This window comes from Longimonas sp. (assembly GCF_040409695.1).
GTDB lineage: Bacteria > Bacteroidota > Rhodothermia > Rhodothermales > Salinibacteraceae > Longimonas.
The window spans coordinates 1-14,579 of the sequence record NZ_JARWGJ010000106.1 but is presented as its reverse complement, the minus strand read 5'-3'; the positions used below and the strand labels follow the sequence as shown (position 1 = coordinate 14,579).

The 14,579-nt window shown below is 59.6% G+C and carries 13 protein-coding genes and 1 pseudogene; 7 read left to right on the top strand and 7 right to left on the bottom strand.

Annotated features, from left to right (window positions below):
* The first annotated feature begins 247 nt into the window (after nt 1-247).
* The 4 genes from PPP56_RS06825 (at nt 248) to PPP56_RS06810 (ending at nt 3,351) form a co-directional block, all read left to right on the top strand.
* Complete coding sequence (locus PPP56_RS06825) at nt 248-1,156, top strand: sulfotransferase family protein (protein WP_353563289.1); 909 nt, start codon at nt 248-250, stop codon at nt 1,154-1,156.
* 270 nt (nt 1,157-1,426) lie between these two features.
* On the top strand, nt 1,427-1,591 hold the full coding sequence (locus PPP56_RS06820; protein WP_353563288.1) for a hypothetical protein: 165 nt from the start codon (nt 1,427-1,429) through the stop codon (nt 1,589-1,591).
* Nucleotides 1,573-1,836 carry an efflux RND transporter permease subunit gene (locus PPP56_RS06815; protein WP_353563287.1) on the top strand — a complete coding sequence of 88 codons (264 nt, stop codon included), beginning with the start codon at nt 1,573-1,575 and terminating at the stop codon, nt 1,834-1,836. The genes PPP56_RS06820 and PPP56_RS06815 overlap by 19 nt, the downstream gene beginning before the upstream one ends.
* A gap of 195 nt (nt 1,837-2,031) precedes the next feature.
* Nucleotides 2,032-3,351 carry a serine hydrolase gene (locus PPP56_RS06810; protein WP_353563286.1) on the top strand — a complete coding sequence of 440 codons (1,320 nt, stop codon included), beginning with the start codon at nt 2,032-2,034 and terminating at the stop codon, nt 3,349-3,351.
* 35 nt (nt 3,352-3,386) lie between these two features.
* Here PPP56_RS06810 and PPP56_RS06805 read toward each other — a convergent pair whose 3' ends face one another.
* The 4 genes from PPP56_RS06805 to PPP56_RS06790 are packed head-to-tail and all read right to left on the bottom strand — an operon-like array spanning nt 3,387 to nt 9,377.
* Nucleotides 3,387-5,768 (bottom strand): ABC transporter permease, encoded by a 2,382-nt coding sequence (locus PPP56_RS06805; protein ID WP_353563285.1) that lies wholly within the window; start codon nt 5,766-5,768, stop codon nt 3,387-3,389.
* Between the two features lie 46 nt (nt 5,769-5,814).
* Nucleotides 5,815-6,195: a four helix bundle protein gene (locus PPP56_RS06800; RefSeq protein ID WP_353563284.1), complete on the bottom strand. Its 381-nt coding sequence runs from the start codon at nt 6,193-6,195 to the stop codon at nt 5,815-5,817.
* A 19-nt stretch (nt 6,196-6,214) separates the two neighbouring features.
* Nucleotides 6,215-6,919: an ABC transporter ATP-binding protein gene (locus tag PPP56_RS06795; protein WP_353563283.1), complete on the bottom strand. Its 705-nt coding sequence runs from the start codon at nt 6,917-6,919 to the stop codon at nt 6,215-6,217.
* Between the two features lie 58 nt (nt 6,920-6,977).
* The gene (locus tag PPP56_RS06790) at nt 6,978-9,377 is read right to left on the bottom strand and encodes an FtsX-like permease family protein (protein ID WP_353563282.1); all 2,400 of its coding nucleotides are present in this window, start codon (nt 9,375-9,377) and stop codon (nt 6,978-6,980) included.
* 147 nt (nt 9,378-9,524) lie between these two features.
* On the opposite strand from PPP56_RS06790, the gene PPP56_RS06785 reads away from it, so the two are divergent.
* The gene (locus PPP56_RS06785; RefSeq protein ID WP_353563281.1) at nt 9,525-9,779 is read left to right on the top strand and encodes a type II toxin-antitoxin system VapB family antitoxin; all 255 of its coding nucleotides are present in this window, start codon (nt 9,525-9,527) and stop codon (nt 9,777-9,779) included.
* 199 nt (nt 9,780-9,978) lie between these two features.
* On the opposite strand, the gene PPP56_RS06780 is transcribed toward PPP56_RS06785, so the two are convergent.
* Nucleotides 9,979-11,319 carry an efflux RND transporter periplasmic adaptor subunit gene (locus PPP56_RS06780; protein ID WP_353563280.1) on the bottom strand — a complete coding sequence of 447 codons (1,341 nt, stop codon included), beginning with the start codon at nt 11,317-11,319 and terminating at the stop codon, nt 9,979-9,981.
* Nucleotides 11,320-11,626: 307 nt separating this feature from the next.
* Between PPP56_RS06780 and PPP56_RS06775 the strand changes: the two genes are divergently transcribed.
* The gene (locus PPP56_RS06775; RefSeq protein WP_353563279.1) at nt 11,627-13,012 is read left to right on the top strand and encodes a sigma-54-dependent transcriptional regulator; all 1,386 of its coding nucleotides are present in this window, start codon (nt 11,627-11,629) and stop codon (nt 13,010-13,012) included.
* Nucleotides 13,013-13,052: 40 nt separating this feature from the next.
* Here the strand turns inward: PPP56_RS06775 and PPP56_RS06770 are convergent, their stop codons facing one another.
* Together PPP56_RS06770 and PPP56_RS06765 are read right to left on the bottom strand one after the other, a co-directional pair.
* The gene (locus tag PPP56_RS06770; RefSeq protein ID WP_353563278.1) at nt 13,053-13,355 is read right to left on the bottom strand and encodes a HigA family addiction module antitoxin; all 303 of its coding nucleotides are present in this window, start codon (nt 13,353-13,355) and stop codon (nt 13,053-13,055) included.
* A gap of 37 nt (nt 13,356-13,392) precedes the next feature.
* The gene (locus PPP56_RS06765; protein ID WP_353563277.1) at nt 13,393-13,674 is read right to left on the bottom strand and encodes a type II toxin-antitoxin system RelE/ParE family toxin; all 282 of its coding nucleotides are present in this window, start codon (nt 13,672-13,674) and stop codon (nt 13,393-13,395) included.
* A 121-nt stretch (nt 13,675-13,795) separates the two neighbouring features.
* Between PPP56_RS06765 and PPP56_RS06760 the strand changes: the two are divergent.
* A pseudogene (locus PPP56_RS06760) lies at nt 13,796-14,579 on the top strand (hypothetical protein); the annotation flags it as partial.

The window sequence follows — 14,579 nt, the reverse complement described above, 5'->3', positions numbered from 1 at the left end:
GGGCATTCCAAGAGTACTTCCTCGCTACGCTCGGGGCGCTGCGAGCGGCTTTCGCTCTCGCTTACAAACCAAAACTCAAGCAGGTTCATAGGGGGTGGCATGTAATCCAAACCTTACCAATCACCTTGGCCACAGGAGATACACACACGTAGAAATTGTGTGTATAATGTAGAGAAAACATAGTCAGGTGGCCCTAACGCACCCATGCAATGCATAACACTAATAAACGCGATTTGACGCAATAGCTATGAGTGTACCATACGGCATCGTTTTAGGATGTCCCCGGTCGGGAACGACCTATCTCATGAGTGTTCTGAATTCGATTCCTACGCTGGAGGCTCTCAGCGGAACGCTTCTTCCTGTAGCGATCCCCCACGTAGTCAACCAGGATCTTGAATCGGACGTGTATGATGCACTTGCCGTTGGATTTGAGCGCGCTCTTGACGCCTACTTGCATTCGGGGCGCTACTATTCGCGTGCGGCAGCTGTTCAGAAGTGGCTTCGAGCGCCTTCCGGTATATCCAATCTCGTGCGTGCTTCAAAAGGGCAACGCGTGCTCCCCGAACGGATGATCTACAAGGAACCGTTTTTAAGTTTTGCCCCTCAATTCGTGCGTGATGCCTTTCCCGACGCCCCTATCGTCCACATCGTGCGTGATGGGCGTGACTGTGCAAACTCGCTCGTCCAGAGTTACGATGTGCTTTCCGACGAGCGACTCACGCACCTTCGTGGTTCTGAGATGCGGTTGGGCCGCCCGTTCGATGAGCGCTATGTACCATGGTGGGTAGAGAAGGGACATGATTTGGAGTTTATCGAAGCCATGCCGTACGTTAGGGCCATCTGGATGTGGAAGGCGATGGTAGGGCGGTGCCGCGAGGCTTTCGGAACCGATGGACAGAAAACAAACGGGCAGGTTCTGGTGCTGAAGTACGAAGACTTTATGCACGATCCTGTTAAGTATGGCCACCGGGTACTGGCCCACTTTGGAGCTACACCTACAGCAGCATTCGACAAGCGCCTCAACGCCGCACGGACCAGTTCGATTGGAAAGTACCGGATGCGTGCTGAAGAAGAAATAGTTGCCGCCGAACAGGTTGCCTCTGTAGAACTGCAGAAATACGGCTACGCTCTGTCCACTGTGGCGGTCACCTCCTGAACATTACGTATGGATGCGCACAGTCCCCTGACGCTCTGGAGCCAGGCTCTCACATCCTGCACGTCTTTACATAACTGATCTGTTGGTACCATGCAGCGCCCAGATTGGCGTTAAAACCCGAGGTTCCCTGGCCCGTCGTAATGCCTATCACTCCGGCCATTAAAAGATCTTGATACTTGCATCCGTGCGTGCACGGTCTTACAGGTACCCACAGGGAATACAAACATATGGAATCTGCTCCGTGACGCTGTGACAATTCCATATGCTGCCATGACGATCCGTGCTCTGCCCATTGCCCTTCTCATCTTTGTATTCCTTATGGGATGCAACGCCCCCGGTTCACCCATGGAGGACGATCCGCCCTCCGATGATCCCGCACCCGACGCCGAGCTCGTACGCAGCCGAGAAAGCGGGCGATGCGCTCGTTATCTATGAGGCAGGCGGGGCAGTCCCTGCGCGCCGCCATCGTCGAGGGCTCCATGCGCCGGTTAAGTCCTATCTTGATGACCGCCCTGACGGCGGGACTGGCCCTCCTTCCACTGGCACTTAGCGGCGGACAGCCTGGCAATGAGATCCAGGCGCCTCTGGCTATCGTGGTGCTGGGTGGCCTCCTGACGGCCCCCGCGCTCAACATGATCGTGCTGCCCGCGCTCTTTCTACTATTTGGGCGGCGTGCCTAATGCCCGTTATGCTCAACGCTTCAGCCGCCCCGGTTACCTACTCTTCGATCTACGCGGCTTTACATATAGATGCTCAAATCAAACCTGCTTCGCGAAACTGCCCTCAGACAGCCAGTTGCGATGAATACCCATGCTCTGTCCCTTGCCGTCCTCGTTTTGGCATTGCTTACGGCATGCAATGCACCCGGATCAGCTATGGAGGATGATCCACCCTCCAACGATCCTACGCCCGATGACGACCGCTATGAATTGGCCGCCTCGTACTCGGCAGAGAAAGCCGGCGATGCGATTGTGATCTACGAGGCGGGCGACGTCAAGCATGCTGAGGGGCAGAATGGCTTTGACCTCGATAACGCTCACTTTCTCGCCAGCGGTACCAAATCATTTTCCGGCGTGATGGCCTGGGCCGCTGCCGCAGATGGGCTGCTGGACATCGACGCGCCTGTGTCCGATGTCATCCCTGAATGGGCCAACGATGAAGCGAAAGCCTCCATCACGCTGTATCAACTGCTCACCTTGACATCCGGACTGGACCCTGGCTCCCCAGGCGAGGCTTCGAGTTTTGAAGAAGCACTGGCGCGCGATCTCGTCCACGCACCCGGCGAGAGTTTTCGGTACGGTCCGGGGGCCTTTCAAGCGTTTGGAGGTGTCCTGACGCAGGCCCTCAACGACGAAGGACCGACCGACTACCTGCAGCGCCGTATTCTCGATCCGATCGGGGCGTCGTTCGACCGATGGAACCGCGTAGACGGCGATCCGCAGTTGGCCGGGGGCGCCTTCCTGACAGCCGACGATTGGCTCCGCTTTGGGCAACTAATTCTACAGGATGGGTCCTGGAATGGCACGCAGGTGCTCCCCTCCGGCTTGCAAGATGCGTTGCTGCAGACGCCTGACGCGGCGCCAGGCTACGGACTCACGTTCTGGGTGAACGCGCCGCTTTCGTCCGATGATGCGTTTCTTGATGATGCGCCCGTTTCCCCAGACGGTGACGGTTCGGGGGGCTTTCTCTACGCCGATGGCCCCAGCGATATTCTGATGGCTGCGGGGCTCTTCAATCAGCGTCTGTACGTCATTCCCTCTCGCGACATGGTGGTCGTCCGGTTTGGTCGGGCCGATCCTTCCTGGAGCGATGCCGAGTTTTTGGCACGGGTATTAGACGGGGAGGACATTGAGCGTCCATCGGCCCGCAGAGGCGACCAACGAGCCGAGAACTTAGATCTGATAGCCAATCTGCGGGTAACGCAGCTCACAAACGAACTTGATCTGACACCCGATCAGCGAGCTACCCTACAGCCCATCATTAAGGAGCACACCGAAACGATGAGCGAACTCCTCGGCCCCTTTCGCTCAGATGATCGTCTACGACCCCTACAGCGACTGCGGTTGCTACGACAAATCCGCAACCAGCAGGAAGCCACCGATGAGGCCATCGAAGCCGTCCTGACCGAGGAGCAGGTGGAGCGGTATCGCGAACTCCGTAACGAGGAGCGCGAAATGTGGCGGGAGCAGCGGTAAGCATCCGCGGTGCTTTCTGTCTTCACCTGAGGCCGCTACTCATATCGCAGCGCCTGCACCGGGTCGCGGGTGGCAATGCGATAGCTGTGTAGCCCGACCGTGCATAGCAGCACGACGAAGATCGCCGCCAGCCCGATCAGGAAGACCCCCACGCCCATGTCGATGCGACGTGCGATGAAGCCGAGCCACCACCGGTTCAGCAGCCACGCAAGAGGGATGGCGAGCGCTACCGACGCGCCCGCGACCCACGCAAACTCTTTTGAGAGCACCCCCGTCAGGTGCGGCACCGAGGCCCCCATCACCTTGCGAATACCGATTTCCTTGGTGCGCGCCTGCGTGGCATAAGCCGCCATCCCGAAGAGCCCGAGTCCGGCAATGAATAGCGCAAATAGCGCCGTCAGGCCAATCAAGGTGATCGGACCATCGACCGCGAGCACCTGGTCCAGCGCAGCGTTGTAGGTCGACGCCTCCCGCTCATTCACTGGGTCGAGGGTGGGCCAGAGGGCTTCGATACGCGAGAGAATAGCCTCGTGCCGATCGGGATCGGCACGGATGAGCGCGTAGCTCATACGCGAGGCATCGGAGGTGAGCGCGGCAGGGTCGATCGGATCAAAGAACACCTCGTGATGAAAATCGCGCATGACCCCGACGATCTCATACGTCACCTCTTCTGTCCGCGTTGTCAGCGCCCCGATCGCGTCGGCGGGGGTGTCGAAGCCCAGCGCCCGGGCTCCCGTTTCGTTGATCACGACCTCGTCTGAGCCCTCGGTGGTCGACAGCGTACGTCCGGCTACGAGATCCACACCCAGGGTGGCAAGTACGTCCGCATCCCCCGAAAACCGGTAAAAGGTGGGCCGTTCGTCGTGGCCGGGCCGGTTGAAGGAGTGGTAGTAACGCGGTCCAACGACGGGCAGCGTTGAGATACCCGATACGCGTTCTACCCCGGGGAGCTGCTGGATTTCCTGTCGAAGCACCTGCAGCGGTGCGTCGTGGAGCTCGACCTGTACGAGGTGGTCGCGGTCGAACCCATAGTCGCCCTCCATCATGTAGCTGGCTTGCCGGTAGAGAAGTAGGGTAGACACGATGAGGACGAACGAGAGAACGAGCTGCACACTCAGGAGCGTGCGACGCAGGCGCGAACGACTCACGGGAGCGGATCGCGGCCCGGTGGCGCGTCCGGAGAACACGTCGATCGGTGCGGGCGTGGAGAGGGCCCACGCAGGATAGGCGCCGGCGACGATCCCCAGAACAAGGGCCGTGGCGATCATGGGAAGGAGCACAAGCGGTTCTTGCAGCGGGGCAAACGTTATGCTAACCCCGGCAATACCGGTCAGATACATGCTGTTGAAAAAGGAGACGAGAACGGGCAGCACCAGCAGCGCGCCCCCCAGGGCCACGAAGCATAACACGATAGCCTCCACGACAAACTGCATGGCTACCTGCCAACGTTGTGCACCAATGGTCTTGCGCACGCCCACCTCGCGGGTTCGCTCGAAGGCCCGGGCGAGCGACAGGTTCGTGAAGGTAAAGGCCGTGGCAATCAGGATGAGCAGGGCCAATCCGCCAAGAAAGTAGGCCACCAGAGCCGGCACCACCCCGCGTGCAACGTCGTTGTTGAGGTAAGGGCCGAGTGCGATGTCGGTAACTGCCTGCAGGCGGAAGCTGTAGCGGGTGTCGCCGCGTTCGGCTGCATCGGGGAAGTGCTCGGCCCGTAGTGTGCTTAGGGCATCGTCGAACTGATCAGGCGATGCCTCCGGTGCAAGCAGCAGATAGTTGTGGTACGACCAGAACGTGCGCTGCCAATCGTCGAGGTACGCGGCGCGTTCCGCTTCTTGCGTCGCAAAGGAGAGCAGCATGTCGAACGAAAGATGCGACCGCCCGGGCGTCTCGCCCACGATTCCGGCCACGGTGAACGTGCCGATGCCGTCGAGTTCGACCGCTTCGCCCACCACGTCGGTATGGCCCCAGGCCCGCTCGGCCCACGCTTCGGACACCAGCACCTGACCGGGTTCATCGAGCGCCGCGGCCCGGCCTCGCAACAGCGGCCAATCGAACAGATCGAAAAAATCGGACTCGGCGTAGAAGCCCCCAAACGACACGCTGCCCTCCTCGAACACGGCGTACCCGGCTGATTGATCGAGCCGGGTCATGGCCTCCACGCCGGGATATTGCTCCTGCAGGGTGGAGCCGAGGCGCGCGGGCGACGAGGCAAACTCGCTCGTGCCGGAATGCGACACCACACGGTAGAGCCGGTCGGCCTGCGCATGATGGCGGTCGTATTGCCACTGATCGAAAAGGAAGAGCACCAACAGCAGGCAGACGGCCAGACTCACCGTCAGGCTCAATACGTTAATCAGCGAAAATTGCCGGTGCCGCCACAGGTTGCGCAGGGCGACTTTGAGGTAGTTACGGAGCATGGGAGGTCTATGGGGAATGTGTAATTAGGAATGAGGAATAGTGGGCTCAGTTATTACGTTTGGCGCTCTTGACGATGGTGTAGAGCAGTTTGAGCAGTTCCTCGCAGTCGTCGTGGATCGAGGCAAATGCGGCATCGTCGATATATCCGCTATCGTTGAGCAGACGAAGCCAGTAGCTGGTCTCACGCGCTTCTTTGTAGGCGATCCCCATGCGCGCCGCGAAGTCCTTTTTCGAGAGACCACCAATTACTTCCTCCACATTGGCCCCGACAGAGGTCCCGCTCCGGAGCACCTGCTTCGAGAGGACGAACTCCTTCTTTTCTGAGGAAAGGTGCTGATACATCCGTACGACGCGGACGGCAAAGGCGTAGGATTTCTCCTGCACCACATTCCGTCGTTTCGACGAACCACTCCGGGAATTGCTCATTACCCATTATTAATTGCCATTAATTGCTTGGAATCGCTGCGTACGCTTGCTCGATGAAGTGCTCGGAGACGACCTTGCCATCAAACAGGTGGATGGTGCGGTTGCTGTACTCAGCATCAGCGGGAGAGTGGGTGACCATCACGATGGTGGTGCCGGCCTCGTGGAGTTCGGCCAGCAGGTCCATGATCTGCGCGCCGTTGGTGGAGTCGAGGTTGCCGGTGGGCTCGTCGGCCAGGATGAGGCGCGGCCGCGCCACCACGGCTCGGGCCACAGCCACGCGCTGCTGCTGTCCGCCCGAGAGCTGCTGCGGGAAGTGATCGCGCCGGTGCGCAATCTGCACGCGGTCGAGCGCCTGCTCCACCAGGTCGTGCCGCTCCCCCGAGGGCGTGTTCAGGTAGAGGAGGGGCAGCTCCACGTTTTCGTAGACCGTCAGCTCGTCGATCAGGTTGAAGCTCTGAAAGACAAAGCCAATGGCGCCTTTGCGGCGCCGGGCACGGTTGCGCTCGGAAAGACCGGTCACATCCTCCCCGTCAAATTGATAGGTGCCGTCGGTGGGGGTGTCGAGCAGGCCCAGCAGGTTGAGCAGCGTAGACTTTCCACAGCCCGAGGGGCCCATCACGGAAACGAACTCGCCGTGGTCGATGGACAAATCCACGCCTGCAAGTGCAATGGTTTCAACTTCGTCGGTACGGTAGGCTTTCTGCAGGTTTTCGGTTTGGATCATGGGTTTAGAGCGTTTTTATAGGTCATTGCGTGTTAGTGCGTTACAGGGAAGCAAAGTGTTATTCCTGCCGGATCGCCTGTGTCGGATCCATCCAGGCGGCGCGGAGCGTGTGGTATGAAGCAGTGGCAAGCGCCACGAGCAGCGCCACGACACCAGCCCCCACGAACATCCACCAGGCCAGGTCGATGCGGTAGGCGAAGTGCTCCAGCCAGCGACTCATGGCTATGTAGGCCAATGGGATAGCCAGCAGCGCACCCAGTGCGACAAGCAGCACAATGTCTTTCGAGAGGTGCGCCACGAGCGAGGGGGCTGAAGCACCGAGCACTTTGCGAATGCCAATCTCCGGTCGGCGCTTGGCGACTTCCAGTGCGGCAATGCCAAAAACCCCGAAGCAAGCGATCAGAAGCACAAGCAGGGCCGCATATCCAATTAGGGTGCTCCACCGCGCCTCCGTTTCGTACTGTTCGGCGACCCGGTCCTGAAGAAATGTATAATCAAGTGGCTGGTCGGGGAAAATATCGGTCCATACTGCGCTCAGGGCGGCAAGTCCTCCTTGTGTCTCGTCGGGATACAACTGGGCAGTATAGTTCCGAAGGCCGAACGGAATCTCTTCGTGTGGGATGAGGATCAGTGGGGGGATCTCTTCATCCAATCCCGTGACGTGAAAGTCAGCCACCACCCCAAGAATCGGCATTTCGCCAAGGGGGGCCGTCATCGGATTGGCATCATGCACTGTCAGGGTTTCTCCGACGGGAGACTCAAGGCCCAACTCACGAACGAGCCGTTCATTCACCAGCAGGCCGCGCGACGCCCCATCTTCGTGAAACGACTGGCCTTCCACGACATCCAGTTCAAGCACGGTGGCATAGTTTGGGGTCACCTGGTTGTAGTAACCGGAGATGACATTGTCATCACGACGTTCAAGCTCGACCCGATTGCCCGGTGTGCCAAAGGTTACCCACGACCCTGCTACGGAGCCAATCGCCGGGTGACGCTCGGCTTCCGTTCGAAAGGCATCAAAGCGGGGGGCGCCAAGGTCAGTCTCTACCGGCATGGTTACGAGCGGTGCATCGGTATAGCCCAGATCGGCGTTCATCATGTGCTGTAGCTGCTGCGACATGATAAAAGCACAGGCTACGAATCCGACCGATACGGCAAACTGCCCAACAATCAGCCCGCGTGAAAAGGCACTGCGTGTGCGCACCTGATGCGTTCCCCGGAGTACATCGGCAGCGTCCATTCGAGCGAGCCTCCAGGCGGGGTATCCGCCAGCCAGTAGTCCCACTCCCAATACGAGGGCGAGCACACCAACCCAAAAGAGCGGATACTCGTCTATACTAAACTCGATTGGGATGTCGATAAGGTGGGCCACCATGGGCCGAAACAGATATGCGGCTCCGAGTCCCACCACAAGGGCCAGCAGACAGATCAACACGGCCTCCCACCAGAACTGCTGTCCGAGCTGCATGTGCGTGGCACCAAGGGCTTTGCGCACGCCCACCTCGCGGGATCGACGCGCGGACTGGCCAAGGGTAAGGGTGACAAAGTTGATGGCTGCGATCAGCAAAATGAGAATAGCAATCGCGCCCAAGATATACATGATCTGGGGATCATTCGTGGAGGCCAGACTGCCCGAAATGTCTGGCGAGTGACGCACCTCCGTGAGCGGCTGAGCCCACAGCGTGCGCGATTCCGTGTCCTCAACGTGATCTTCCACAATTCGACGAAGCGGTTCGGTTAACGACTCGGCATCGTGGCCTGCTTCCAACCGGGCAAATGAATGTGTTATTCCCATTTGCCACGACTCCATGAGTTGGTCGGCAAAGCCCTCGGGCATAGTGAGTTGCACCTGCTCCATAGAAACCAGCATGACAAACGGTACACTTGTCGTAGCAGGCGGATCTTCCACGACGGCGTCGACCGTCATCTCGCGAGTCCCCTGTTCGAATCCCATCGTAAGCGTCTGCCCCAGCGCCTCGGAATCCCCAAACAGCCGCTCGGCTTCGGATTCGGTAAGCACCAGACGGTCGGGCGCTTGGAGGGCAGCCCTTGGGTCACCGGCGATGGTTGGCGCGGTAAATACGTCGAAGAAAGCAGGATCGGCAAAGAGCACGTGCTGCTCTTCGGTGCGGGTTTCATGGGTGAACTCCATCGATCTGCGCATCAACCGAACGACTGAAGCCACTTCAGGCACAGTCGTCTCGACCACGGGGCCGAGCGGCGGTGGCACCAGTGCGCTCTGCTCGATGGAGCCATCGCCCCGCACGGTTTCCTGATTGATGCGCACGATCTGGTCGACATCGTCATGGAATCGGTCGTACGCCCACTCATGCTGCACCACGAGCAGCAGCCACAGGCAACACGCCATGCCGACGGCCAGTCCCGTGATGTTGATGATAGACGCTGTTTTCTGACGCCACAGCGTCCGCCAGGCGACTTTCAGGTAGTTGAAAAGCATTTATGGACACAGAGGGCAGTGATTAGCAGAAAAACCAGAGCGTGTGTGGTGAAGATTTTCGTTGCGTGAAGCAAGGCAACCAGAAACGGCCCGGATTCGTAGCTATGACAGAATTAGTCATTGCATATCACATTGTATCTTTCAGTCATGGCACTCAGCATCAAAAACAAAGAGGCCGATAAACTGGCGCGGGAGCTGGCTTCGCTCACGGGAGAGACCGTGACAGAGGCCGTCGTGCAGTCGTTGCGCGAACGACTGCAGCGCGAGCAAAAACAAACGCGTGGAGCAGACCTGTTCGAGAACGTGCGGCATATTCAGAAGCGTGTCGCGCGTCTCCCGGTGCAGGATCCACGCTCGCCCGACGAAATCATCGGCTACGACGATCACGGCCTGCCTCGGTGACCTATAGATGTTGCGGAGTATTTCTGATGAGTACATGACATTACCCCTGCGCACTAATCCCACAGGAACAGGTCGATTCTCTCTGCCCCCTCGTTGCAGAACTCGCTCCTCGCTTAAATGCATATCTCAATTCAATTGGACGGTTTGAGTAAAAACAGCGTCTGCGATCAACCACAAACAACCAACAATAAACGATAGGCTATCGCAGCACCAGCCGGTCCGCCTCCCCAAATGTGCCATACCCGGAGGTAATGACGCGGTCGCCGGGTTCGAGACCGTCGAGCACTTCAAAATGGTTCGGATTCTGGCGTCCGAGCTGGATGGGCTGTCGCACGGCGGTATCGTCATCGGTAAGCACATAGGCCCAGCGTCCGCCCGTATCCTGGTAGAAGCCGCCCCGGGCCAGCAGCGTGGCTTCTTCGGACTGCCCCAGCTCCAGCTGCACGCGCACCGATTGCCCGCGCCGCAACTGCTCGGGCGGATCGTCGCCAAACGCCAGGTCAATCTCAAAGCGTCCGTCGCGCACCTCAGGATACACCCGCGCCACCTCCAGCTCATGCGATCCCCCGGAAAGTCCGTGGGCCGTAGCCGTCTGGCCGGGCACCACCCGCGCGATGTAAAACTCGTCGATCTGTGCCCGTAGTCGGAAGCCGTCCGTGGCATCCACCTGTCCGAAGCGCGTACCGGCGGACTGAATCGCCCCCACATCCGCATCCAGTGCCGTAAGCTGTCCGCTGATCGGCGCGCGTATCGTCAGGTTCGAAAGCGCCTCCTGCAGCACCTCAAAGTTCTGCCGGATGCTGGCCACCGACTGCTCCATCTGCTCGATGCGCGTGCGCTGCGCCAGCGAATCCTGCACAAACGCATCCCGCGTCAATTCGCGGCGACGCTGTTGGTAGGCCAGCTCCTCTTTCGTATCCATAAACTCCTGTTCAGCAATCAGGTCGCGCTCATGCAGGCGTTCATTGCGCGCGTGCTCTCGTTCGAGCCGGCCAATCTCAAAGTCCATCTGGGCAATCTGCTGACGGAGGCTGAGGCGGTTCTGCTCCATCTGAAAGCGGAGTTCCTCCATCCGGCTCTGCTGCTCCCCCAGCTGGGCCTCGCTGTTTAGCAGTCGCAAGCGCAAATCGTTGTTCGACAGCCGAAGCAGCGGATCGCCCTCCTCCACCTCAGCCCCCTCCTCCACGTAAATCTCCTCCACGCGTCCGCCCTCCATCGCATCGATATACACTGTACGCTCCGGCACCACATTCGCTGTGATGCTGATAAACTCTTGAAATGGCGCCTCTTCAACGGTAGCAATCGTGAGGCGGTCGCGATCTACAGACAGCGTCTGCCCATCGGTCCAGGCCGTCCACGCCGCGTATCCCATCAGTCCAACGAGCGCCAGCAAACCGAGCACCCACGCCACACGGCGCGGCGTGATCCAGCGCTTTTCGATCTTGCGATCCACCCCCTCGCCCCGGCTCTGCGGCGCAAACGGCGAGGCTCCATCCGATCCGTTTGCCGTGGTGGAGGAAGACGATGCATCAGTGGCCATGAACGAGCCGCATTACAGGTTTAGGGGGATACGAAGGTAGGCGGTAAACACCACCGGTCAACAGCATTGCAATGGATGTACCATAGCCCGCCACCCCCATTCTGCCGTGCAAATCCCCGTTTCTCCCGAATGCACCGTGCGATTCCGCACAGTCCGCTGTGCGAACCCGCACATCTGCTGCGCCCCCATCGCCCCGCACGCCCGCGAGGGGCCCACGCGAATCCTCGGAATGCTTTTGGTGCGTATGATGTGTACCCTAACACCATGCGCCCGCGCATCCTTCTGCACCTACTTGCTTTCCTGCCCCGTGACCGACAGCACCCTCCTCGCCGTCGACGACAAGCGCGATGTGCTTACCGCGCTGCGCCTGCTGCTGAAAGACCATGTGGGCACTGTGCACACCGCCTGCGATCCGTCGGCGCTACCGGCGTTGCTGCGCGACAACACGTACGATGTGGTGCTACTCGACATGAACTTCCGCCAGGACGCCTCCAGCGGGCGCGAGGGCTTTACCTGGCTCGACCGCATCCAGCAGATCGACCCCGAGGCTGCCGTCATCATGATCACAGCCTACGGCGATGTCGAAAAGGCCGTCCGCTCGATGAAAATGGGGGCGGCGGACTTTATCGTGAAGCCGTGGAACGACGCCGACCTGGTGGCCTCAGTGCGCGCGGCGATCAAGCTACGACGTACCCGGGCGGATGCGAACGCCTCGGATGCGGATGACAGTCCCGGTCCCAACTCCGGAACGGCACTGCCCGAACAGCGCTTTGACAACATCATCGGGCAGAGCGCCCCAATGCAGCAGGTCTTTCGTACTATCGAAAAGGTGGCGGGCACCGACGCCAGCGTGCTGATTCGCGGCGAGAACGGCACGGGCAAAGAACTGGTGGCCCGCGCCTTGCACCGCCGGTCGGATCGTGCCAACGCACCGTTTGTCACCGCCGACCTGGGCGCCCTCAGCGAGTCGCTCTTTGAGAGCGAGCTGTTCGGACACGTGAAAGGGGCCTTCACCGGGGCCGAGGCCGACCGGGCCGGGCGCTTTGAGGCGGCGCATGGCGGCACGCTCTTCCTCGACGAAATCGGCAACATCCCGCCGCCCCTGCAGGCCAAACTCCTGACTGTGTTGCAGCGTCGCGAGGTGACGCGTGTCGGCGACACCACACCACGGCCCATCGACATTCGGCTGCTGTCCGCCACGAATCAGCCGGTGTACGAGATGGTGGATGCGGGCGACTTCCGGCAGGATCTGCTCTACCGCATCAACACGGTCGAGATCGAATGTCCGCCGCTGCGTGATCGTGGCGCAGACATCTTGGTGCTGGCCGAGCACTTTCGAGCGACCTTCGCGTCGAAGTACGATGCGCATGTAATGGCTATCCACCCGGATACCGAGCAGAAACTCCGCGCCTACCACTGGCCTGGAAACGTACGCGAGCTGCGTCACACGATCGAGCGCGCCGTGATCATGAGCGAGGGCGACCGCCTCACCCCCGATGACCTGACGTTCTCCGCTCCGATGAAAGCGCCCAACGATGATCTCTCCGCGGACACCTTGAACCTCGACGCGATCGAACAGGCAGCGGTGCGCAAAGCGCTAAGCAAACACGGTGGCAACATCAGCCGGGCCGCGCAGGAACTTGGCATCTCCCGTAAAGCATTGTACCGGCGCATCGAGAAATACGGGTTGTGAGCGCCTTCTCTACCATCTTTCCATGGATGATGAGGTTTACTTATTCCACGCGATACGGTGTGACCTCTTCACGGACCCGTTCAAGGCGGTCTTCGGCCAGGTCGGTCTCATACCGGGCCTGCATGTTCAACCAGAATCCAACGGACGTCGCGAAAAATGTGGCAAGGCGTGCAGCGGTGTCTGCTGTAATGGACCGTCGCCCATGTACAATTTCATGCACACGACGCTTGTCAACACCGAGCCCACGGGCCAGTGCACTTTGCGAAATATCCAACGGATCCATGAACTCCTCTTTCAAGAGCGTACCGGGATGCGTGGGTGGGATTTTTTTATGGTCGGCCATATCCATAGCGTGCACGTGCGTTGCGTTCAAGGACAAATCAGTGATAGTCTACAATTTCGACAGCGTACGCATCCCCGTCATCCCAGACAAAGCAAATACGCCACTGGTTGTTGATACGAATAGAATGTTGCCTCTCACGGTCGCCTCGCAGTTTCTCAAGCCGATTGCCCGGGGGAACGCGAAGGTCGTTCAAGCTTTCGGCGGCATCGATCAAAATCAACTTCTTTCGTCCTCTCTCCTGAATATCGTCCGGTACCTTTTTGGTGTACGTCCGTTGCCAGATCCTTTGCGTCGTTTTTGAACCAAAACTTTTGATCATTGTGAAGCACGTTCAGAAGAGCACGCACGTAAATTATAAGATGCGTTGTGTTTAGCACAACGAACGTCAAAGTTCCCCGTTCCGGGTGGCCCCACCCCTCCAACCCTCCATCCCTAAAAACATGCACAGACGCTACCGCATCCAGATTGCTTTGCGCGTTGCAGCGCTTGTTGCGACCGCCCTGGGCGGTGTGTATCTGGCGCTCGGACCCGGATGGATCGGGGCTGCCGTGGTGCTTGGGCTCGCGCTGGTCGTGCAGAGCGCATGGCTGGTGCAGTACCACGAGAAGATCACGCGTGACCTCACGCGGTTTCTCGAATCCGTACGCTACGCCGACTTCTCGCAAGGATACATCAGCGAGGGGCGCGGCCCGCTCTTCGACGATCTCCGCGACGCATTCGAGGACGTCACCGATGCGTTTCGGAGCATCCGTGCTGAAAAAGAAAAGCAGGTGCAGTACCTGAAGCGCGTGGTGCGTCATGTGGATGTCGCGCTCATCGCCTACCGCGCCGATGGCCGCATCGATGTGCTCAACCGGGCGGCGCGGCGCCTGCTGGGCACCGGACTGGTGCGCAAAGTAGAGACGCTCCGCGAGATCAGTTCAGGCCTGGTAGATGCGCTCCATACCCTCGACTCGGGAGAGCAGCAGATGATTGAGATCGAGTTGTCTGACCAGCCGCCCTTGCAGGTCGCCGTTTCCGTAAGCCGCTTCCAGTTGCAGGGCACGGCTCATGCCATCGCCTCCTTGCACGACCTGCGAAACGAGCTGGAGGAGAAAGAGATGGAGGCATGGCAGCAACTCACCCGCGTCCTCACGCACGAGATCATGAACTCCGTCGCGCCCATTGCCTCGCTGGCGGGCACGGTACAGCGGCGGCTGGAGGCGAACGGTGCTGCGCTCTCTG

What these genes read in the sequence shown, in the direction of transcription:
- PPP56_RS06820 (WP_353563288.1), top strand. Translation starts at nt 1,427, where the DNA reads ATGACGATCCGTGCTCTGCCCATTGCCCTTCTCATCTTTGTATTCCTT.
- PPP56_RS06805 (WP_353563285.1), bottom strand. Translation starts at nt 5,768, where the DNA reads ATGCTCCGTAACTACCTCAAAGTCGCCCTGCGCAACCTGTGGCGGCAC.
- PPP56_RS06765 (WP_353563277.1), bottom strand. Translation starts at nt 13,674, where the DNA reads ATGATCAAAAGTTTTGGTTCAAAAACGACGCAAAGGATCTGGCAACGG.
- PPP56_RS06785 (WP_353563281.1), top strand. Translation starts at nt 9,525, where the DNA reads ATGGCACTCAGCATCAAAAACAAAGAGGCCGATAAACTGGCGCGGGAG.
- PPP56_RS06815 (WP_353563287.1), top strand. Translation starts at nt 1,573, where the DNA reads ATGCGCTCGTTATCTATGAGGCAGGCGGGGCAGTCCCTGCGCGCCGCC.
- PPP56_RS06790 (WP_353563282.1), bottom strand. Translation starts at nt 9,377, where the DNA reads ATGCTTTTCAACTACCTGAAAGTCGCCTGGCGGACGCTGTGGCGTCAG.
- PPP56_RS06770 (WP_353563278.1), bottom strand. Translation starts at nt 13,355, where the DNA reads ATGGCCGACCATAAAAAAATCCCACCCACGCATCCCGGTACGCTCTTG.
- PPP56_RS06795 (WP_353563283.1), bottom strand. Translation starts at nt 6,919, where the DNA reads ATGATCCAAACCGAAAACCTGCAGAAAGCCTACCGTACCGACGAAGTT.
- PPP56_RS06800 (WP_353563284.1), bottom strand. Translation starts at nt 6,195, where the DNA reads ATGAGCAATTCCCGGAGTGGTTCGTCGAAACGACGGAATGTGGTGCAG.
- PPP56_RS06825 (WP_353563289.1), top strand. Translation starts at nt 248, where the DNA reads ATGAGTGTACCATACGGCATCGTTTTAGGATGTCCCCGGTCGGGAACG.
- PPP56_RS06780 (WP_353563280.1), bottom strand. Translation starts at nt 11,319, where the DNA reads ATGGCCACTGATGCATCGTCTTCCTCCACCACGGCAAACGGATCGGAT.
- PPP56_RS06810 (WP_353563286.1), top strand. Translation starts at nt 2,032, where the DNA reads ATGGAGGATGATCCACCCTCCAACGATCCTACGCCCGATGACGACCGC.